This is a genomic window from Roseobacter sp. GAI101 (assembly GCF_000156335.1).
GTDB lineage: Bacteria > Pseudomonadota > Alphaproteobacteria > Rhodobacterales > Rhodobacteraceae > Sulfitobacter.
On record NZ_DS999213.1, the window covers coordinates 386,368 to 406,804 of the forward strand.

General features: G+C 60.7%; 18 protein-coding genes. 12 read left to right on the forward strand and 6 right to left on the reverse strand.

Translation table 11 applies throughout. The annotated features are described in order from the left end of the window. The first annotated feature begins 1 nt into the window (after position 1). From RGAI101_RS01740 to RGAI101_RS01755, 4 genes are read left to right on the forward strand one after another with little or no spacing between them, the layout of a single operon-like run. Positions 2–1,543: an ABC transporter ATP-binding protein gene (locus tag RGAI101_RS01740; protein WP_008226416.1), complete on the forward strand. Its 1,542-nt coding sequence runs from the start codon at positions 2–4 to the stop codon at positions 1,541–1,543. Beyond that, the gene (locus RGAI101_RS01745) at positions 1,533–2,582 is read left to right on the forward strand and encodes an ABC transporter permease (protein WP_008226675.1); all 1,050 of its coding nucleotides are present in this window, start codon (positions 1,533–1,535) and stop codon (positions 2,580–2,582) included. The genes RGAI101_RS01740 and RGAI101_RS01745 overlap by 11 nt, the downstream gene beginning before the upstream one ends. Next, a complete protein-coding gene (locus RGAI101_RS01750) occupies positions 2,582–3,526 on the forward strand; it encodes an ABC transporter permease (RefSeq protein ID WP_008225398.1) in 945 nt (314 codons plus the stop codon). The genes RGAI101_RS01745 and RGAI101_RS01750 overlap by 1 nt, the downstream gene beginning before the upstream one ends. Beyond that, entirely contained in the window at positions 3,526–4,806 is a 1,281-nt protein-coding gene (locus RGAI101_RS01755; protein ID WP_008228049.1) for an amidohydrolase family protein, read from the forward strand. The genes RGAI101_RS01750 and RGAI101_RS01755 overlap by 1 nt, the downstream gene beginning before the upstream one ends. On the opposite strand, the gene RGAI101_RS01760 is transcribed toward RGAI101_RS01755, so the two are convergent. The 3 genes from RGAI101_RS01760 to RGAI101_RS01770 form a co-directional block, all read right to left on the reverse strand. Further along, a complete protein-coding gene (locus RGAI101_RS01760; RefSeq protein WP_157044607.1) occupies positions 4,803–5,552 on the reverse strand; it encodes an endonuclease/exonuclease/phosphatase family protein in 750 nt (249 codons plus the stop codon). The genes RGAI101_RS01755 and RGAI101_RS01760 overlap by 4 nt on opposite strands. After that, on the reverse strand, positions 5,549–6,910 hold the full coding sequence (locus tag RGAI101_RS01765) for a phospholipase D-like domain-containing protein (RefSeq protein ID WP_008228732.1): 1,362 nt from the start codon (positions 6,908–6,910) through the stop codon (positions 5,549–5,551). Before RGAI101_RS01765 ends, RGAI101_RS01760 begins: the two co-directional genes overlap by 4 nt. A 72-nt stretch (positions 6,911–6,982) precedes the next feature. After that, a complete protein-coding gene (locus RGAI101_RS01770; protein ID WP_008228379.1) occupies positions 6,983–8,521 on the reverse strand; it encodes a trimethylamine methyltransferase family protein in 1,539 nt (512 codons plus the stop codon). A 397-nt stretch (positions 8,522–8,918) separates the two neighbouring features. Between RGAI101_RS01770 and RGAI101_RS01775 the strand changes: the two genes are divergently transcribed. Further along, complete coding sequence (locus RGAI101_RS01775) at positions 8,919–9,515, forward strand: outer membrane protein (protein WP_008225438.1); 597 nt, start codon at positions 8,919–8,921, stop codon at positions 9,513–9,515. A 97-nt stretch (positions 9,516–9,612) separates the two neighbouring features. On the opposite strand, the gene RGAI101_RS01780 is transcribed toward RGAI101_RS01775, so the two are convergent. Then, positions 9,613–10,785 (reverse strand): pyridoxal phosphate-dependent aminotransferase, encoded by a 1,173-nt coding sequence (locus RGAI101_RS01780; RefSeq protein ID WP_008228593.1) that lies wholly within the window; start codon positions 10,783–10,785, stop codon positions 9,613–9,615. Positions 10,786–11,013: 228 nt separating this feature from the next. On the opposite strand from RGAI101_RS01780, the gene cysS reads away from it, so the two are divergent. The 3 genes from cysS to RGAI101_RS01795 all read left to right on the forward strand — a co-directional run bounded on the left by cysS (position 11,014) and on the right by RGAI101_RS01795 (position 15,060). Continuing rightward, positions 11,014–12,459: a cysteine--tRNA ligase gene (cysS, locus tag RGAI101_RS01785; RefSeq protein ID WP_008226568.1), complete on the forward strand. Its 1,446-nt coding sequence runs from the start codon at positions 11,014–11,016 to the stop codon at positions 12,457–12,459. 109 nt (positions 12,460–12,568) lie between these two features. Next, a complete protein-coding gene (gene cimA / locus RGAI101_RS01790; protein WP_008228021.1) occupies positions 12,569–14,185 on the forward strand; it encodes a citramalate synthase in 1,617 nt (538 codons plus the stop codon). 107 nt (positions 14,186–14,292) lie between these two features. Next, a complete protein-coding gene (locus tag RGAI101_RS01795; RefSeq protein WP_008225477.1) occupies positions 14,293–15,060 on the forward strand; it encodes a squalene/phytoene synthase family protein in 768 nt (255 codons plus the stop codon). Between the two features lie 3 nt (positions 15,061–15,063). Here RGAI101_RS01795 and RGAI101_RS01800 read toward each other — a convergent pair whose 3' ends face one another. After that, positions 15,064–16,287, reverse strand: coding sequence for an MFS transporter (locus RGAI101_RS01800; RefSeq protein ID WP_037227112.1), 1,224 nt, complete (start codon positions 16,285–16,287; stop codon positions 15,064–15,066). Between the two features lie 75 nt (positions 16,288–16,362). Here RGAI101_RS01800 and RGAI101_RS01805 point away from each other — a divergent pair, with 75 nt between their 5' ends. The 4 genes from RGAI101_RS01805 (at position 16,363) to RGAI101_RS01820 (ending at position 19,259) form a co-directional block, all read left to right on the forward strand. After that, positions 16,363–17,100: a precorrin-6A/cobalt-precorrin-6A reductase gene (locus RGAI101_RS01805; RefSeq protein WP_008226242.1), complete on the forward strand. Its 738-nt coding sequence runs from the start codon at positions 16,363–16,365 to the stop codon at positions 17,098–17,100. Next, a complete protein-coding gene (locus RGAI101_RS01810) occupies positions 17,097–17,729 on the forward strand; it encodes a DNA-3-methyladenine glycosylase family protein (RefSeq protein ID WP_008226632.1) in 633 nt (210 codons plus the stop codon). Before RGAI101_RS01805 ends, RGAI101_RS01810 begins: the two co-directional genes overlap by 4 nt. Beyond that, positions 17,726–18,391, forward strand: coding sequence for an alpha/beta hydrolase (locus RGAI101_RS01815; protein WP_008227010.1), 666 nt, complete (start codon positions 17,726–17,728; stop codon positions 18,389–18,391). The genes RGAI101_RS01810 and RGAI101_RS01815 overlap by 4 nt, the downstream gene beginning before the upstream one ends. A 283-nt stretch (positions 18,392–18,674) precedes the next feature. Then, entirely contained in the window at positions 18,675–19,259 is a 585-nt protein-coding gene (locus tag RGAI101_RS01820; protein ID WP_008226480.1) for an HNH endonuclease, read from the forward strand. Positions 19,260–19,350: 91 nt separating this feature from the next. Here the strand turns inward: RGAI101_RS01820 and xth are convergent, their stop codons facing one another. Next, complete coding sequence (gene xth / locus RGAI101_RS01825; protein ID WP_008227162.1) at positions 19,351–20,133, reverse strand: exodeoxyribonuclease III; 783 nt, start codon at positions 20,131–20,133, stop codon at positions 19,351–19,353. Positions 20,134–20,437 lie beyond the last annotated feature (304 nt).

Sequence of the window (20,437 nt, forward strand, 5' to 3'; positions counted from 1 at the left end):
CATGAACGGCACCGCAGAAGTCGTTCTGCGTCTTGACGCCATCACCAAACGCTTTGGCAAGCTGGTCGCAAATGATGCGATCAGCTTGTCTTTGCGACGGGGTGAAGTCGTGGCGTTGCTGGGCGAAAACGGCGCAGGCAAGACAACGCTGATGAATATCCTGTTCGGGGGCTATACCGCCGACAGCGGATCGGTCGAGGTGTTCGGCAAGACCTTGCCGCCAGGCAATTCGCGCGCCGCACTGGATGCAGGCGTCGGCATGGTGCACCAGCATTTCACACTGGCAGACAACCTGACGGTGGTGGAAAACATCGCGCTTGGGGTGCGGTCGTTAAAGAGCCCTCGGTTAAGGAAGTCAGAATCATACATTAAAATCAAATCTCTGTCAGAGGGATTTAATCTGAAGGTTGATCCGCATGCACGGGTTGGCAGCCTGACTGTCGGCGAACGCCAGCGCGTCGAAATCCTCAAGGCGTTGTACCGGGATGTGAAAATTCTGATCCTTGATGAACCGACCGCCGTTCTGACCCCGCAGGAAGCCGATGACCTGTTTGCAACCCTCAGGCTGGCGATTTCGAACGGGCTGTCGATCATCTTCATATCACACAAGTTACATGAGGTCATGGCGATTGCTGACCGCGTTGCCGTGCTGCGTCATGGCAAGCTGGTGGCTGAAACAACCACCGCCGATACGGACAAGAACGCGCTGTCGGCATTGATGATGGGAACAGCCGCAAAAGCCCCTGATATTGCGGTGTCTGTCCCTGGTAAGACTTTGCTTTCGCTCAAGAACGTCAGCACGCCGGATGTCGGGAACGTTCCGGGCCTGAAGTCGGTATCGCTGGACTTGAAGGCAGGGCAAATCATCGGGCTGGCCGGGGTCTCGGGCAATGGGCAGGCAGCACTGGCTGATGTTGTGGGCGGGCTGTGCATGCCCAAGGCGGGTGTGCTTGTCCTTGGGGACAAGGTGCTGAAACACTGGTCGGCGCGCGCTGCGGTGCAGGGCGGCATCGCGCGTATTCCCGAAGACCGGCACAAGACGGGCACGGTTGCCGATTTCGATCTGACCGAAAACGCCATTCTCGAAGGCTATTCAACCGCGCCGTTCAGCAAGGGCGGGTGGATGTCATGGTCAAAGGCACGCACCTTTGCGGCTGATATCATTGCGAAATACGACGTGCGCTGCCCGGGTCCGGATACCCGGATACGGTTGCTGTCTGGCGGCAACATGCAAAAGCTGATCCTTGGCCGCGTGCTTGAGGCTGACCCGCAGATCGTGCTTGCCAACCAGCCGGTGCGCGGCCTTGATATCGGTGCCGTGAACTATGTGCATAGCCAGCTTTTGGCGGCGCGGGATCGTGGGGCTGCGGTCTTGCTTATCTCGGAAGATTTGGATAAAATCATGGGCTTGTCTGACGTTATTCATGTGATTTCAGGGGGGCGGTTGTCACCGGCCTTCGGGCGGGGCACGATGACACCGTCGCGGCTTGGCATCTGGATGGCCGGTCAGGGTTTTGATGCGCCGGTGGCCCATGCGTCTTGAACCCATCGCAAACCCGTCTTTCGCGCGCAGCATCACGCCGCCGGTGCTTGCAATCATCGCAACCGTGGTGATTGCGTCACTCCTAGCGATGCTTGCCGGGGCGAACCCGTTTTCAGTCTTGGGGCTGATCCTCAAGGGCGCGTTCGGATCGCAGTTCGCGCTGCTTGAGACCCTGAACCGCGCCACGCCGCTGATCTTTACCGGGCTGGCCATCGCCGTTGCGTTCAGGGCCAAGTTCTGGAACATCGGGGCAGAGGCGCAGCTATATGCCGGTGCGCTGGTCACGGTGGTTCTGGGGACCGGCGCGCTTGCGTGGCCCGGGCTGGCGTTGATCCCCGCGTTGGCGATGGGTGCGGTGCTGGCGGGGGCGGTCGTCTTGCTGGTGCCTGCCATCCTGAAAACGCGGTTTGGCGTGGACGAGGTCGTGACGACCTTGCTGTTCAACTTCATCTTCCTGCTGTTCATCTCGATGCTGCTCGAAGGCCCGCTCAAGGATCCGATGGGCATGGGCTGGCCCAAATCCGCGCGCCTGATCCCCGAGGCGCGGTTGCCACGTATCGTTGACGGGCTGCGGCTGCATTGGGGCTTTGCCCTTTCGATCCTGTGTGCACTGGCAGTCTGGGTGATCCAGACCCGCAGCACTCTGGGTTACGAGATGCGCGCCGTGGGTCTGAACCGCGAGGCGGCGGCTTTTGCGGGCATTCCGGTGAACACGGTGCTGGTCAAAACCGCGCTGCTGTCGGGGGGGTTGGCTGCTTTGGCAGGATTTTCCGAAGTTGCGGGGCTCAAGGGAAGTCTGACGCTCGATCTGTCACCGGGGTTCGGCTATACGGGCATCATCGTGGCGATGCTGGCCTTGCTCAACCCGCTTGGCGTTATCGTGTCGGCACTGTTTGTGGCCGGCATCTTCGTGGGGGCCGACAGCATGAGCCGTGCGGCAGGCGTGCCGACCTATCTGGCGGATATGATGTTGGCGACGGCGCTGCTGCTGATGGTGCTGGCGATCCTGCTGACGCGGTTCAGAGTGGTGCGCGACTGATGGAAATCCTCGATATTCTGATCTCGGCCAGTTTCTGGGCCGCAGCCATCCGCATTGCGACACCGCTGATATTGGCCACAATGGGCGAATTGATCTGCGAACGCGCGGGCGTGCTGAACCTGGGCATCGAAGGCATCATGGTCGCGGGGGCCTTTGCGGGCTGGATGGCGGTCTATTCGGGTACCGGGCTTTGGGTTGGCGTAGCCGTGGCCATGGTGGTCGGCATGGGCTTTGGCCTGCTGCACAGCGTGCTGACGGTCCCATTCGGGTTGTCACAGCATGTTGTGGGGCTGGGCGTGACGTTGCTGGCGACGTCCTCGACCTATTATGCCTACCGCCTGGCCTTGCCGCAGGTGACCAGCCCTCCCAAGATCGACGCTTTCCAGCCCTATGAAATCCCTGTGCTGTCGGAAATTCCTCTGCTGGGTCAGGCCCTGTTTTCGCAGACGCCCTTTACCTATCTGGCGTTCATCCTTGTCGGGCTGACGTCTGTAATGCTGTACCGCACACCGCTGGGGTTGGCCATGCGGGCGGCAGGCGAAAGCCCCGCAGCGGTGGCCGCACAAGGGCTGTCGGTTACGGCGATCCGCATGGGCGCGGTGATCGTGGGCAGCGGGTTCATGGCCATGGGCGGCGCGTTCCTGACCATGTCCGCCTTCGACAGTTTCTTTTTCGAGATGGTGAACGGGCGCGGCTGGATCTGTATCGCGCTGGTGGTGTTCGGATCATGGATGCCGGGCAAGGCGTTGCTGGGCGCGGTTCTGTTCGCCGCCTTTGACGCGTTGCAAATCCGTGTGCAGCAAACCGGTTTTGGCGCGGATATCCCCTATCAAATCTTTCTCATGGCCCCCTATATCCTGTCCATCGCCGCACTGGTGCTGGTATCACGCCGTGCACAGGTGCCGGCCGCCTTGATGGTTCCGTTCAACAAAGGAGAACGCTGATGTTTGATCTGATCGTAAAGGGCGGCACATTGCCCGACGGACGCATCACCGACATTGGCATCGCGGGGGGCAAGATCACCGCGATCGACCAGCTTGGCGATGCGCAGGCGGGCGAAGTGATCGACGCCAGCGGTGACCTGGTCAGCCCGCCTTTCGTGGATCCGCATTTTCACATGGATGCGACGCTTAGCTACGGTATGCCGCGGATCAACGCGTCGGGCACGCTGCTTGAGGGCATCGGCCTGTGGGGAGAGTTGAAACAGGTGATGACGCAGGACGAGGTCGTTGCCCGCGCGCTGGAGTATTGCGATTGGGCCGCGTCGATGGGGTTGCTCGCGATCCGGTCACATGTGGACACCTGCGACGACCGGCTTTTGGGGGTCGAAGCGCTGTTGCAGGTCCGCGAGCAGGTCAAGGATTACATCGATCTGCAACTGGTGGCCTTTCCGCAGGACGGTTTCTACCGCGACCCCACGGCGCGGGACAATACCATCCGCGCTTTGGATATGGGCGTTGATGTGGTGGGCGGAATCCCGCATTTCGAACGCACGATGGCAGACGGTGCGGCATCCGTGCGCGAACTGTGCGAGATCGCCGAGGCGCGCGGCCTGATGGTGGACATGCATTGCGATGAAACCGATGATCCGATGTCGCGCCACATCGAAACCCTCTCCTACGAGACGACACGTCTGGGCCTTGAGGGCCGCGTGACCGGATCCCATTTGACGTCGATGCATTCGATGGACAATTACTATGTCTCGAAACTGCTGCCGCTGATCGCCGAAGCGCAGATCAACGCGATCCCGAACCCGCTGATCAACATCGTCTTGCAGGGACGCCATGACAGCTATCCCAAGCGGCGCGGCCTGACACGGGTCAAGGAAATGCTGGCCATGGGGATCAATGTCGGCTGGGGGCAGGATTGCGTGCTGGATCCGTGGTATTCGCTGGGCACGGGCGACATGATGGATGTCGCGTTCATGGGTCTGCATGTGGCGCAGATGACCAGCCCCGACGAGATGCGCAAATGTTTCGATATGGTGACCCACGCCAATGCACGCACCATGGGGCTGGCTGATTACGGTCTGCACGTCGGTGCCAAGGCATCGCTTGTGGTGCTGGATGCCGGTGACCCGATCGAGGCGTTGCGCCTGCGCGCCAACCGTCTGTGTGTCATTGCCAAGGGCAAGGTTATCGCGCGCGGTCCACGATCGGACACGGCGCTGCACCTGCCGGGGCGTCCGGCCAGCGTGGTGCGGCGGCACAGAACGGCGAACTAGGTGTCTGACGGCGGGCGTGGAAAGACCATAGGCGTGAAATCCAGCCAGATCGGCAGATGATCCGACGCGCGTTTTGCGTCTTGCGTTTCAACCACGCCGCCATCGACCAGTTGAAAGTCATCATCCATCGCGATCCTGTCGAGCGCGGCCATGGGCAGGCGCGCGTGAAAGCTTTTGCCCGGCGCGTAGATGGTGAAGTGATGCGCCAGACGGCCAAGCCCCACGGTTTGGGACCACTCGTTCATGTCGCCTGCAATCAGCGTGGGCCGTCGGGACCGTTCGTCCAGATGCGCGATCAGGCGTGACAGCTGGGCCCGCCGCGAACTGCGCATCAGGCCAAGATGGGTGGCGATGATCCGCAGGGACACGCCGTGAATATCCGCGTCAACGACCATGGCACCGCGCGGTTCGGCACCGGGCAGGTCGATATGGTGCACTTCGACGATCTCGGCCTGACGGTGCAGCAGCACGGCGTTGCCATGCCAGCCGATGCTGACATCACCGGGAACGGGCACCGCGATCAGGCCGGTCTGGACCTGCACCGCGTCCAGAGGCAGCGCGGAAGGGCGCGCGCCAAGGCGCATGTCGGCCTCTTGAAGCACGACGATATCGGCGTCCAGACCGCGGATGATACGCATGATCCGGTCTGGATCGCGCTGGCGGTCGGTCCCCTTGGCCTTGCGCATGTTATAGCTGGCGATGCGAAGAGTGGGCGCGATATGAGTATGGGGCGGGGTTGTGGTCATAGGACTGGTGCCCCGATGCGAAAGATGGCTTCAGCCAGTTTGCGCGGCAATCTGGGATGGGGCGTGTTGGTGTGGCATTGGGCAAAGCCTTCGATGAACCATTCCGACAGGGCTGCAACGCTGCCCGCATCATAAAGGAACAACATCGTCTCAAAGTTCAACAACATGCTGCGCACGTCGAAGTTGGCGGTGCCCATGGCGGCGGCGTCATCGATGACCATCGCTTTGGCGTGCATCATCGCGGGGGTGTAATAATGGATCACGGCCCCCGCTGCTTCTGCGTCGCGCAGATAAGCGCCGCGGGCAAAGTCGGCGGTGTGCTGGAAAGACTTTTGCGGCACCATGATCCTGATATCGACACCGCGCAGGGCCGCGATGCGCAGGGCGTTGGCCAACGGTTCGGTGGGCACGAAATAGGGTGTCGAGATCCAGATCCGGGTGTTGGCCATGTGCAGCGCACGGAGCAGACCGTCGTGCAGGGGGTCTTCGGTGATGTCGGGACCCGAGGGGACCAGTTGCACGGTGGCATTGCCCGCAATGGTTGGGGCGGGGCTGGTCAGCTCGATGTCGGTGCCGCTTGCGACCTCCCAATCGGATCTGAAGACATCGCAAAAGCCCTGGACGGCCAACCCTTCAAGTGTAAACGCGAGATCGACCCAAGTTTTGTCGTTGGGCGCATCCGTCATGTAATTTGCCCCGATGTTCATGCCGCCGGAGAAGACGGTGGAATGATCGGCGATGATCATCTTGCGGTGGTTGCGCAGGCTTAGATGGCCAGAGCCGGGGGGTTGAAGGATGGGCGCGAAGAAAAACACCTCGGCACCGGCGGCCCTGAGGGCGTTGAGCGCCTTGTGAGGCCCGCGCAAAGTGCCCAACCGGTCGATCAGCAGCCGGACTTTCACACCGGACTTTGCCTTGGCGGTCAGGGCGTCGACGAAACGCCTGCCGGTGTCGTCATCGGTAAGGATATAGAACAGGCTGTCGATGCTGTGCTGTGCGCTGTCGATGGTATCCATCACCGCCTCGAACGCGGCCTGGGGTGTTTTGACGAATGTCAGCCGCTGCGCCTCGAGGGCGGGGGGCATGCCAAAGTTCTGGAAGGTCTGGTCAAGGCTGTGCACCGGCGTTTTGTGGGGTTCGGACTGGGCAAAGCGGATGGGGGCATAGCGTTTGCCCTGTTTGCGAAACCCCAACCCCAAAAACAGCGGGACGGCGACATAGGGCAGCAGCACCAGAAACAGGATCCATGCCACGGTGGATTGCGGGCTGCGGCGCTGTTGTTGCAGGATGAACGCCATCAGCAGCGTCAACAAAATGACGCCGACGACCTCGATATGGGCGATGATAAAAGTGAACACTCGTAATTTTGCCTTTTCAGGACGAGGATACGGTCCCCGTCCAGAAGATATTATCAGGTTGCCGCGGGAAGATCACGCAGGCAGGTGGATGTTGAAACGGTGTCGGATCATGCGGTCTGTTTCAGGGTCGAACCGGGCCTTTGCGCGCTGGCCCAGTATTTCTTCCTTGCGGGCCGTCGCCTTGGCCAGCAGGTCGGGTCTGCCAAGTTCGACCCATTCCTTGGGCGACGTGCGGTCGGCCAACGCGGGGTATATATATTCGGTCTGCATCAGGTTTAGCGTTTGGTCAGACCCCAGATAATGGCCCGGACCGCCGATGCAAGTGGCGCGCATGACCTCGAGGCTGACGCTGTCCTCGGTCACTTCGATGCCGCGCACGCAGCGCAGGGCCTGACCGATCAGATCATCGCCCAGGATCAGCGATTCAAGGCAGAACCCCAGCAGGGACGCATGCATGCCTGCGGCCTCGTAGACCATGTTCAGGCCGGACATGCCCGCCATGACGTTGGACATGGCCTGTTCCCAACCCGCCTGCATGTCGGGCAGCTTGGCGTCGGCGATGCCTGAGGCGGCCCCGCCGGGCAGATCATAATAGCGGTGCATCTGCGCGCATCCGGCGGTCAGCAGCGCCTGTTCGCCGGACCCGCCCGACATGGCCCCGGTACGCAGGTCGCTGACAAAGGGCCAGGTGCCAAAGATCGTTGGGTGCCCCGGTTTGATCGCGTTGACATAGACCAGACCCGCCAGACATTCGGCGACGGCCTGCACGATGGCACCGGCGATGGGGGCAGGGGCGGTGGCACCGGCCTGTCCGGCTGACAGCAGCAAGATGGGCATGCCCCCTTCGATCAGCTGTTCCATGACCAGACATGAATCGGTGGCGAATTTCATCGGAGGGACGACAAAGCAGTTCGAGTTCGACACGAAAGGGCGTGCGCGCCATGCGGCTTCGCCCCCTGCGATCATGTGCAACATCTCGAGACCCGGTGCCACATGGGCCGGTTCCCCAAAGGACACACCCACATGTTTGGTGGTCCCCGCGCAGCAGGCATAGATCGAATTGAGGTCCATCTCGAGGTTGTCGGGAATGTCGCGGCACACCATGGGACGTTGCAGGAAATGCAGGTTGTCCAGTTGATCTGCAATGCGCGCGGCATCATGCAGGTCTTGCACGCCGCATTCGCGGTAAATGCGCCCGTCGACATCGACCAGATGCACCGCAGCGCCCGCTGTGCCGTAATGCACCCTGGTGCCCGACAGATCGAGGTCGTGCCGGGGGTCGCGGGCATGCAGGGTGATCGACCGGTTGGCCGCTGCGATGGTGTCTTCGATCAAGGCACGTGGAAAGCGCAGGCGGCCATCGTCGCCCAGAATGGCCCCGGCACGGGTCATATGGGCAATGCCCGAGGGCGGCGCATCCGCAAGGCCGATTTGTTCCAGCGCATCAAGCACGGCAAGGTGGATGCGGTCCATCGCAGCGGGGGACAGCGGGTTGAAGGTGCCGCCGGACATGCCGGGTCGGACGGGGCGCAGGTGATCGGCCAAAGGGGCAGCCCGCGCGGCGCGGCGTGCGGCGCGACCACCCGAGCGCAAAGAGAGGCGTTCAGTCATAGCGTGGCTCCGAAGATAAAGTGCGGGAAAGCGGTACAGTCAGGGCGGATCAGACGGGCGCGCCCCGTGCCGCGCGCCCACGGTCCGCCCCGATGGTACGGCTGACACGTGTGGCGATGCAGTGATCTGTTTTCATGGACCTACTCCGGATATTGTTCCGATGCTGCGAAAATAAATTTGGCCAAGCTGTCTTGTTTGCGACGTAAATTCTGTTTGCGACCTTGCAAATAAAGGGAAACGGCGGCGATCCTCCGCCGATCGGTTTGGCAAAATGGCAACAAACCGCCTTGGATTGATCTATGACAAGCGGAGCCCGAAACAAACGCCTACCTAGCGTGTTGTGTCTTCGAAGCGGGATTGACCCGCTCGGACAAAACAAGTCGAGGAGTTCTCTATTATGAAACGTACAATGAAATTCGCTACAGCTGCTCTTGTCGCATCGTCTGCCTTTGCCGGTTCCGCCTTTGCGGGCAGCCTGAGCGAGCCAGTTGTCGAGCCAGTGATGATGGAACCGGTTCCAGTTGTGAACACAGGCGGTGACTGGACAGGCTTCTATACAGGTCTGCAGTTGGGCTACGCCGATGCGGATGGTCCAGGCAACCTGGATGGCGACAACGGCAGCTACGGTTTCCACGCTGGCTACAACTATGACTTCGGTCGTTTCGTTGCAGGTGCCGAACTGGACTATGACAAGACCGATATCGATCTGAACAACGGCGCGGCCACCATCGATTCCGTTGCGCGTGCAAAGGTCAAGGGCGGCTATGACTTCGGCAACTACATGCTTTATGCAACAGGTGGTTACGCGCAGGCCGACACTACACTGGGTGATGAAGATGGCGCATTTTACGGCATCGGCATGACATACCGCGTGTCTGAAACCTACAGCGTTGGTGCAGAACTGCTGGAGCACCGCTTTAGCGATGTTGGCGGCGTATCCGGTAGCGATCTGGACGCGACCACATTCACCGTACGTGGTTCGATGCACTTCTAATTGGCTGAAGTCTTCTGCCGGGGGCAAAGATGCCTCCGGCGGGGATATTTAAGAGCCAGAGAAAAGGGTCGGGGGAATTATCCTCCGGCCCTTTTTGTTATTTGGCGCGGGTCTTTGCGAATTCGCACAGGGTTTGCAGGGCTTGTGCAAAACGGGCGTCGTCGATGGTCATGGCCACCCGGATGTGACCTGCGGCGGCCTTGCCAAAGCTTTCGCCGGGCATGACGGCGATGTGATGGGCATCAAGCAGGGCGTAGGCGAAGGCCTCACCGCTCAGGCCGGTGCTGCGAATATCCAGCATCAGATACATCGCACCATCGGCCGGCACGAGCGAGACGGCGTTCTGTTGCGCTATGATATCCTGCGCCAGCAAACGGCGGCGTTGGAAGGGGGCACCGATTTCATCCTCGAAACCGGTACCTTGGCGCAATGCGAAAAGGGCTGCATCCTGGATGAACCCCGGAACACCATAGGTCGTATGGGTCGCGAGGTTGGTCAGGTGTTCGATGGCATCTTCGGGCCCGACGATCCAGCCACAGCGCGATCCGGTCATGGCGTGGCTTTTCGACATGGACCCGACGACCAGCGTGCGTTCGGCCATATCGGGCAGGGCGCGTGGCGACAGATGCGTGCCGTTCCAGACCTGCGTGTCATACACCTCGTCCGAGATCAGCCACAGACCGTTATCCTTGCAGACCTGCGCGATACCGTCGAGCGTGTCGCGGGTATAGACCACCCCGGTGGGGTTGTTGGGCGAATTGATCAGCAGGGATTTCGCGCCCGCCGCGGCTGCAGCGATTTCGCTGGCCCGGGGCTGAAAGGCGTCCTTGGCATGGGCTGGAATGGCCTTGGGAATGGCGCTTACGCCGCGGATCGTGCCGGGGTAGGTCGCATAGTAGGGATCAATGAACAGGGCAGTATCGCCGGGGTTGGTGGTTGCAGCATGGGCGGCGAATAGTGCCGCTTGCCCGCCGGGCGTGATGACCACGTTGTCGCGGGTCGTCTTGACGCCGGTGCGGTCCTGCACCCGCTGGGCGACCGCGTCGCGCAAACCAGGCGTGCCGGGGACCGATGCATAGCCGGTGTGCCCGTCCATCGCCGCGCGGTGCATGTCTTGCAGGATCGGTGCGGCCGTGCGGATGTCGTGTTCGCCGATGGTCAATTCGGTCACGGCGGTGCCTTTTGCAATCATCTGGCGGGCCCGCAGGAAAACCCCCCAACCGTCTGATCCGCCGCCCAAAAGTCCGGTGATGCGTGATGATAATTGCATTGTGTCACTCCGATAAATCCGTTCGCGCGCAGGGACGCAGAGGCGGCACGGTTTGTCAATCAGGCTTGACCTTTGTGCCAGCCCCGCGCTAGGCAAGCGTCATGACGATGAACACACTCATTATTTGCTGTATTCCCTGCTGAGACCTTCTGGCGGGCCTGTTCATAGCGTTTTCTTTTCAAGACATATGTGCCATGCCCGCGCCATACCTGCGTAAGGACGCGCTATATGACGACGATCAAGCTGCACAACACCAAGACCCGCAAACGCGAGGATTTTGTCCCGATTGATTCAGATAACGTGCGCATGTATGTCTGCGGGCCCACGGTCTACGACCGGGCGCATCTGGGCAACGCGCGGCCCGTAATCGTGTTCGACGTGTTGTACCGGCTGCTGCGGCATGTCTATGGCCCGGATCACGTGACCTATGTGCGAAACTTCACCGACGTGGATGACAAGATCAACGCACGTGCGGCTGAAAGCGGCCGGTCGATCGGAGAGATCACCGCAGAGACGACCCAGTGGTTTCTGGACGACATGGCAGCCGTCGGGGCGCTTGAGCCGGATCACATGCCGCGCGCGACGGCGTATATTCCGCAAATGATCGAGATGATCGAGGGGCTGATTGCCAAGGGGCATGCCTATGCTGCCGAAGGCCATGTGCTGTTCGCGGTCGAAAGCTACAAGGAATACGGCGCGCTGTCGGGCCGGTCGATTGACGACATGATCGCCGGCGCGCGGGTCGAAGTGGCCCCCTACAAGCGCAACCCGATGGATTTCGTGCTGTGGAAGCCATCTGATGGCGACACGCCCGGCTGGGACAGCCCTTGGGGGCGCGGGCGTCCGGGGTGGCATATCGAATGTTCGGCTATGTCCTATGAACTGCTGGGCGCGCATTTCGACATTCACGGGGGCGGGAATGATCTGATGTTCCCGCATCATGAGAACGAGATCGCCCAAAGCTGCTGCGCCCATCCGGGGGCGGGATTTGCAAATTATTGGCTACACAACGAGATGTTGCAGGTCGAGGGCAAGAAGATGTCCAAGTCTTTGGGCAACTTCTTTACCGTGCGGGATTTGCTGGACCACGGCGTGCCCGGCGAAGTGATCCGATACGTGATGCTGAGCACGCATTATCGCAAGCCGATGGACTGGACAGAGAAGAAGGCAGATGAGGCAAAGCGCAAACTAAAGTCATGGTATGACTTGGTGAAGGGCGTCGAGGCCAGTAAAGCGTCTAGAATAATAATCGACAATCTGGCGGAGGATTTGAACACAGCCTTTACATTGCGGCAGCTTGACCAATTGGCAGGTGATATTGTTCACAATGATAAATTCGACGGCCAATTTGAAGCTGGCGTGCCAAATGCGCCACAAATGGCGAGGTCGAGTTCTGAATTGAGGTCCGAATTCAAGGCTTCGCTACAGCTGCTGGGTCTTATTGGGGACGAAGTGCCATCGTGGAGCGAAGAAACGGCCTTTGACCTGTCCAGATTTCAAAGATCGCTGGAAGCTGCACGGTCTGTCGCGATGCAGACAAAAGACTTTAGCGGAGTGGACCAGATCAAAAATATGCTGATCGGAGCAGGCGTGCAGGTACAGATGAGCAAGGAAGGAGTTGAGGTTATTGCGGGCCCTAACTTTGACCCGACAAAACTTGAGGCTCTTGAATGATGCGCGCTAAGTTGACGGCTTTTGCTTTTGGCAAGGACGGGAGTGAGGGGCCAGCCCCTCACGCTGCTCCCCGGAGTTTATCTGGCAAAATGAAGATGGGGGTGCGGAAATGACGAGAGAGCGCCTTTACCTCTATGACACGACGCTTCGGGACGGACAGCAGACCCAGGGGGTGCAATTCTCGACTGCCGAGAAAATCACCATTGCGCAGGCGCTTGATACGCTTGGTGTCGACTATATCGAGGGCGGCTGGCCAGGGGCTAATCCGACGGATTCCGCTTTTTTCGATACGGCACCCCGGACCCGCGCCCGCATGACTGCATTTGGTATGACCAAGCGGGCAGGGTTCTCTGCCGAGAATGACGACGTGCTTGCCGCCGTGATGAACGCGGGCACGGATACTGTCTGTCTTGTGGGCAAGACCCATGATTTTCACGTCACCACGGCCCTTGGCATCAGCCTTGAGGACAACATCGACAACATTGCCCGCTCTGTCGCACATCTGGTCGATCAGGGGCGCGAAGCGTTGTTTGATGCGGAGCATTTCTTTGACGGCTATCGTGCCAACCCGCAATATGCGATCCAGACGATCAAGGCCGCCTATGACGCCGGCGCGCGCTGGATCGTGTTGTGCGATACCAATGGCGGCACCCTGCCAGCCGACGTCGGGCGCATTACGGCCGAGGTGATTGCAGCGGGGATACCCGGCAGCCATTTGGGCATCCATACGCATAACGACACCGAAAACGCCGTGGCCTGTTCGCTGGCGGCGGTGGACGCGGGCGCGCGGCAGATCCAAGGCACGCTGAACGGGCTGGGCGAGCGGTGCGGTAATGCCAATCTGACGACGCTGATCCCGATCCTGCTGCTGAAAGAACCCTATGCCAGCGCGTATGAGACGGGGATTTGCCTTGAAGGGCTCGCGGGCCTGACGCAGATCAGCCGCAGCCTTGATGAAATCCTCAACCGTGTGCCCATGAAGCAGGCGGCCTTTGTCGGGTCGTCGGCCTTTGCGCACAAGGCGGGTCTGCACGCATCGGCGATCCTAAAGGACCCGACGACGTATGAGCATATCCAGCCGGAGCTGGTGGGCAATGCCCGTATCATCCCGATGTCGAACCAGGCAGGCCAGTCGAACCTGCGCCGCCGTCTGGAAAGCGCCGGGCTGACGATTGCCAAGGGCGACCCGGCGTTGGGTTTGATCCTGGATCAGGTCAAGGCCCGCGAGGCGGATGGCTACAGCTATGACACCGCGCAGGCCAGTTTCGAGCTGCTTGCCCGTCAGGCGCTTGGCCAGATGCCGGACCTGTTCGAGGTCAAGCGCTACCGCGTCACGGTCGAGCGGCGGAAGAACAAATACGACCAGATGGTCAGCCTGTCGGAAGCCGTCGTCGTTATCAAGGTTGATGGCGAAAAGCGTCTGTCGGTCAGCGAAAGCATGGATGCCGATGGCTGTGACCGCGGCCCGGTCAACGCGCTGTCCAAGGCGCTGGTCAAGGATCTGGGACAATATTCGGCCATGCTCGAGGATATGCATCTGGTGGATTACAAGGTGCGCATCACCCAAGGCGGCACCGAGGCGGTGACCCGTGTCATCATCGACAGTGAGGACGCCCAAGGGCGGCGCTGGTCGACCGTCGGTGTGTCTGCCAACATTGTCGACGCATCGTTTGAAGCGCTGCTGGACGCGATCCGGTGGAAATTGATCCGCGACATCACGGCGTGACGGCCCCGAATGGTGTTGACGGAGCCGGTCGTGATCAGGGGGCATCACGCCGGTGGTTGCTTTGAAGTGCCCTTGAAACGGCGAAAACCGGGTTGGGATTATCCGTGATGATATTTGACGACGATCTGACGGCATGCGCCGCCATGGTGGAACGCGCGGACCCGTTGCGGTTTCGCGCCGCAATGGCAGCACCGGTGGCCGCACGCCGCATTCTGTTTCCGCTTTACGCGTTCAATCTGGAGGTGGCGCGCGCGCCGTGGGTGACGCAAGAGGCGATGATCGCCGAGATGCGCCTGCAATGGTGGCGCGATGTTTGCGAGGAAATATCCGAAGGACGCCCTGTGCGCCGTCACGAGGTGGCGACACCTCTGGCGGCGGCTGTCACAGCGGCGGGGGCCAAGCTGCTGGACGATCTGGTTGCCGCGCGCCGGTGGGACATTTACCGCGATGCCTTCGAGGATACTGCCCATTTTGACCAGTATATCGATCAGACGGCAGGCACCTTGATGTGGGTGGCCGCGTCGTCCCTGGGGCAGGCCGACGAACGCGTGGTGCGCGATGCTGCCTACGGTGCTGGGGTGGCTGCGTGGCTTCATGCGATCCCGGAACTGGTCGAACAGGGCCGGGTGCCGTTGCTGGATGGAACAGACGCGGGCGTGTCAGCTTTGGCGCGCAAGGCTTTGGAACGGTTGAAGAAAGCGCGAAAGCACCGGAGGGAGGTTTCGGGCTCAGCACGGCCTGCGTTGTTCAGCATCGGGGCCAGCGCCAAGGTGCTGCAAGCCGCGATTGACGCGCCTGCACGGGTTGGGGATGGGACGCTGCCGTCGATGGAGGCCTTTTCGCTCCCCTTCAGGGCGCTCAGCGGCCGGTGGTAACCGCTACCGCACCGATGTGCGTTGGCGCAGCATCAGCCAGATCAGCGACCCACCGGCCAGCACGAGGAATGGGATCATCGCGATATTGACCGCAGCCCAGCCTTCGACCGGGTTGCCGCCCGAACAGTTCATCAACCCGCCGCTGGCCAGCGATGCAAAGGTGACGCCGCCAAAGACCAGCAGATCGTTCAGCCCCTGCATGCGACCGCGTTCGTGCGGTTCATGGGCACCCGCCAGCATTGACGTGGCACCGATAAAGCCAAAGTTCCAGCCGATGCCAAGCAGGATCAGCGCGACATAGAAGTTACCCAGCTCGACCCCGTTCAACGCGACCAGACCCGCCACCGCAAGAATGGCGATGCCAAGGCCGAGAATCTTTTCGACCCCGAAGCGCGCGATCAGATGGCCGGTGAAAAAGGATGGCGCATACATCGCAAGCACATGGCCCGTGACCACATGGGACGCATCCACAATGTTATAGCCGCAGCCGACAACCGCCAGCGGCGTCGACGTCATCACAAGGTTCATCAACGCATAGGACACCATACCGCAAATCACGGCAACGGCGATGCGCGGCGTCTTGAGCAGTTCCATCCGGGAACGTCCCTTTGGCGCATCGACGGCGGGGATCGGCGGTTTGGGGATGCGCAGAAACGCGAACAGGATCATGCCGAACCCGTTCAGCGCAATCGCAGCAATATATACAGGGAAAAACCGCATCACTGTTGCATCAGGGCTTGCATCGGTCAGCAGGCCCACCACTTGCGGTCCGATGACGGCGGACACCAACCCCCCCGCCATGACATAGGAAATCGCCTTGGGGCGGAATTCATCCGATGCGGTGTCGGTCGCGGCAAAGCGGAAAAAACCTTGCGAAGACATGTAGATGCCCATCAGATAGCTGCCCAGAAGGAACATCGTAAAGCTTTGGATGGTCAGCGCATAGGCACAGATCGCGGACCCTGCCATGCCGCCGAATGCACCAGTGACGAACCCCGCGCGCCGCCCGAACTTCTGCATCACACCCGACAGCCACGGTGCCGTGGTCATCGACCCGAACACGATCATCGAAATCGGCAGGGTGGCAAGGCAGACATTGGGCGACAACTGTTGTCCCGCCAATCCGCCAATCACGAAATACATCGGCATCTGGCTGCCAAGAAAAGCCTGCGCAGTGACCAGAACGGCCACATTGCGCTTGGCGCGGGTGTCATCAATCATTGTCATGGCAACGGCGTAAACTCAGGATTTGGCAACAGCAAGCCCCTTGCGTCTGCCCAGACACTGGCGGATCATGCCGCGATGGAAAACCTCTCTCACATTTTGCTGATCGCCGGCAGCGCCGAAGCCCACGAATTTGCGGCGCAGGTAGCGCAAACATCCCAAAAATTGCAGGCGATATTGCGGCGAGCAGAGCGCAGCTTTGGCCCGCTTGCGGTACCGTCGCGGATCTGGACACCGGGGTCGCTGGAGGCGATGAAAAATTTTCTGACGGACGAAGGAATTACCGCGATCTGTGACGCCGGCCACGGTTTTGATTCCGATGTTGCCGATCTGGCGGCCGCCGCGGCACGGGATTTGGCGTTGCCCTATGTACGCGTCATGCGGCCGGTCTGGACGATCGACCCCCCTGCGCTGCGTGCGGCCACCGTGGCAGAGGCCGCCGTGATGATCCGCCCCGGCGCGCGGGTGTTTGCGGCGACAGGGCGCGGGACGGTTGCCGAATTCGCGCCCTTTGCGGGGGATACCTTGTTCTTGCGCCAGACCAGTGCCGCCGCGCGGACACCTTTGCCCGAGTTTGCAGAGCCGGTTTACGGCACTCCTCCGTTCAGCATCGACGAGGAAATCGCGTTGTTTCAAAGGCTTGGCATCGACACGTTGATCTGTCGCAACGTGGGCGGGCTCCCCAGCCGCCCCAAGCTTGAGGCTGCAATGCGGTTGGGTATGCGCGTGATTGTCATTGACCGCCCCGCGCCGCCCAAAAAGGCGCATGTTTTGGAAACGGCCGACGCCGCAGTTGGCTGGATCACCGCGTTATGAGCGTCGGGCGCATCATCACCAATGACGCAGATGTCGCCGAAGGGGCGGCCTGGCTCGCCGATACTGACCCGCGGTTCGCCAGTGCCTTGCAGGCCACCGGGCCCCTGCCGCTGCGGTTGCGTGCTGACGGCTTTGACGCGTTGATCGGGGCGATCATCAGCCAGCAGGTCTCGGTTGCCTCGGCCAACGCCATGCGCGCCAGAATGGATGCCGCAGGCCTGACCCACGAGGCCGCCATCCTTGCCGCAGGAGAGGAGGGCTTGCGTGCAGCGGGGCTTAGCCGTCAGAAAATCCGCTATGCGCTGGCGCTAGCCGATGCGGGCATTGATTACACCGCCCTGCGGGACGCCCCCGATGTGCAGGTCATCAAGACGCTGACTGCGATCCCCGGTGTCGGCACCTGGACCGCGCAGATCTACGCCATGTTCTCGCTTGGTCGTGCGGATGTCTTTGCCGAAGGCGATCTGGCCTTGCAAGAAGCTGCAAAAGTGCTTTTTGATCTGCCAGAGCGGCCAAAGCCGAAACAGCTGGCCCTCATGGCCGAAGACTGGTCACCGTGGAGGTCGGTTGCAGCCCGTGCGCTGTTTTCGTACTACCGCGTTGTAAAACAAAGGGAAGGGATCACATGACACGCGTCTTAAACGCAGAGCGCCGCGAACCGGTATCGGGGGAAACGCGGTCAGCCGTGGTATTCCTGCATGGCTACGGGGCCAATGGTGCCGACCTTTTGGGGCTTGCCGATCCGTTGGGCGAACACCTGCCCGACACGCTGTTCGTCGCGCCCGACGCGCCAGAGGCCTGCGCCGGTGCCCCGATGGGATTCCAGTGGTTTCCGATCCCGTGGATCGACAACTCATCCGAGGAAGAATCCGAACGCGGCATGATGCAGGCGGTGCAAGACCTCAATTCATTCCTTGATGCGCTGATGGTGGACGAAGACTTGCTGCCCGAACAGGTGGTGCTCTTCGGATTTAGCCAGGGCACCATGATGGCGCTGCATGTGGCCCCGCGCCGCGAAGACGCCGTGGCGGGCGTCGTTGCGTTTTCGGGCCGTTTGCTGTCGCCCGAAAGCCTGAAGGATGATGCAGTCGTGCGTCCTCCGGTCCTGCTGGTGCACGGCGATTCCGACGATGTGGTCCCGCCCCAATCGCTGCCCGAAGCGGCCCAGGCCTTGCAGGATGCGGGCTGGACGGATGTTTTCGCCCATATCATGAAGGGGACGGCCCACGGCATCGCTCCCGACGGGCTAAGCGTGGCGCTGGCGTTCATGCGCGACAAACTGGGCCTTTGATCCGTGCGGGCGACGCGGCGTTAATCGGCCCCGTCGCCCAACCGGCATAGGGTTTCCCGAACATTGTGTCGCGGCCAAGCGGCCAGTGATTTGCCAGTTCAGGGCAAAGGGCCGTCCGTGGACACGCGCGCCGACCTTCCGCCGATCTCGCCTTGCACCATCCACCTGCGACATCTGGTGCCCGATTGCGACTTGTCAGACGAAAACCACGGGATATAGTCACCCTATCGGTGGGGCTGTTCCCGCCGGACCGGACGCGGAACGGCAAAGGGTTTACTTGAAGATGGACGGCGATTTTAGAACGGAATTCACCCGTAGCCCCGCAGGGCTGAAACATAGACCGGCCTTGGTGCTCAACGCGGATTACAGGCCTTTGTCCTACTATCCGCTGTCACTTTGGCCCTGGCAGGATGCGATCAAGGCCAAATGGCTGGACCGGGTCGATATCGTTGCCGAATACGACGACTACGTGCACAGCCCCTCGATGGAGATACGGATTCCATCGGTTGTCGTCCTGAAAGATTATGTGAAACCTCAAAAGCGCGTGGCCTTCACGCGCTTTAATTTATTTCTGAGGGATGAATTTTGCTGCCAGTACTGTGGCGCACGGGGCGATCTGACGTTTGACCATGTGGTGCCGCGCGCATCAGGGGGGATCACAAGCTGGCGCAACGTGGTGGCCGCCTGCAGCCCGTGCAACCTGCGCAAAGGGTCAAAGGCGCTGCACCAGACAGGGTTCCAACTGCGCAAACCGCCCCGTCAGCCCGAAGCAGAAGAACTGCGCAACATGGGTCGAAAATTCCCGCCCAACCATCTGCACGAAAGCTGGATGGATTTCCTCTACTGGGATGCCGAACTTCAGGCCTGACTCCTCGCTTCTCTGGCTCTTAAATATCCCGGGGGTCGGGGGGCTGGCCCCCCGCGGTCTCTGGAAAAAAAACGGCTTTCGAAAAAAGCGCTCAGAAATCCAGATCGACCCACACCGGTACGTGATCCGACGGTTTGTCCCGACCGCGTATTTCCTTGTCAATCTGGCAATCACGCAGCATGTCGGCAACGACCGGGCTCAGCAGAAAATGATCGATGCGGATGCCGTTGTTCCGGTTCCACGCGCCAGCCTGATAATCCCAGAAACTGTAATGTCCGGGTCCTTGCGTGCGGGCGCGGAACGCTTCCGTCAGACCTAGTGCCACCAACTTGCGCCACGCTGCGCGCGTTTCTGGGCGAAACAACGCGTCATCGCGCCAGGCATCAGGGGTCGCGGCGTCTTCGGCCTGGGGGATGACATTGTAATCGCCAGTCATCAAAAACGGCGTTTCTTCTGCCAATAGGGCGCGCGCGCGATCTTCAAGCCGGGCCATCCATTCCAACTTGTAGTCGAATTTTGGTCCGGGGGCAGGGTTGCCATTGGGCAAATACAAGCCGCACAGCCGAATAGCAGATTTGTCCCCCATGACCGTCGCTTCGATATAGCGTGCCTGTTCATCGCCGTCGTCGCCGGGCAGGCCGCGTGTGACGTCCTCAAGGGGGCGCTTAGACAGGATCGCCACGCCGTTGAACGACTTTTGTCCGTGGGTTTCGACGTTGTAGCCCCGGTCCTCGAAAAGTTCGCGCGGGAATGCGTCGTCGACCGTTTTGATCTCTTGCAGGATGGCGACATCGGGTTGCGCTTCGTCCAGCCACTGCGGCAGGGCGTCGATCCGGGCTTTGATTCCGTTGATGTTGAACGTCGCGATTTTCATGGGCTGCCTCTGTTTTGCTATGAAACCTATCGCGCAAAGCGGCGCTTTGAGCAAGGGCAGCCGCCGGGTTTGCGCGGCCTAAGGGTGGCCTATTGAGAACTGATTCGGGGCGTCCCTGAGCCTTGGTGGGGGAGCGGGGGTGTTCGAATGCGTGATACAGACCTGTGGATAACATTTTCTTATCTCTGTGGATAAGCCTGATTATCATGTTTGGTTAGCAAGCTGCCGACCTGAGTGAATGTGGACAAAACAAACTGTGGCAAAAGGTTTGAAAAATTCATTTGGAAAAGCAACCTAAACGGGC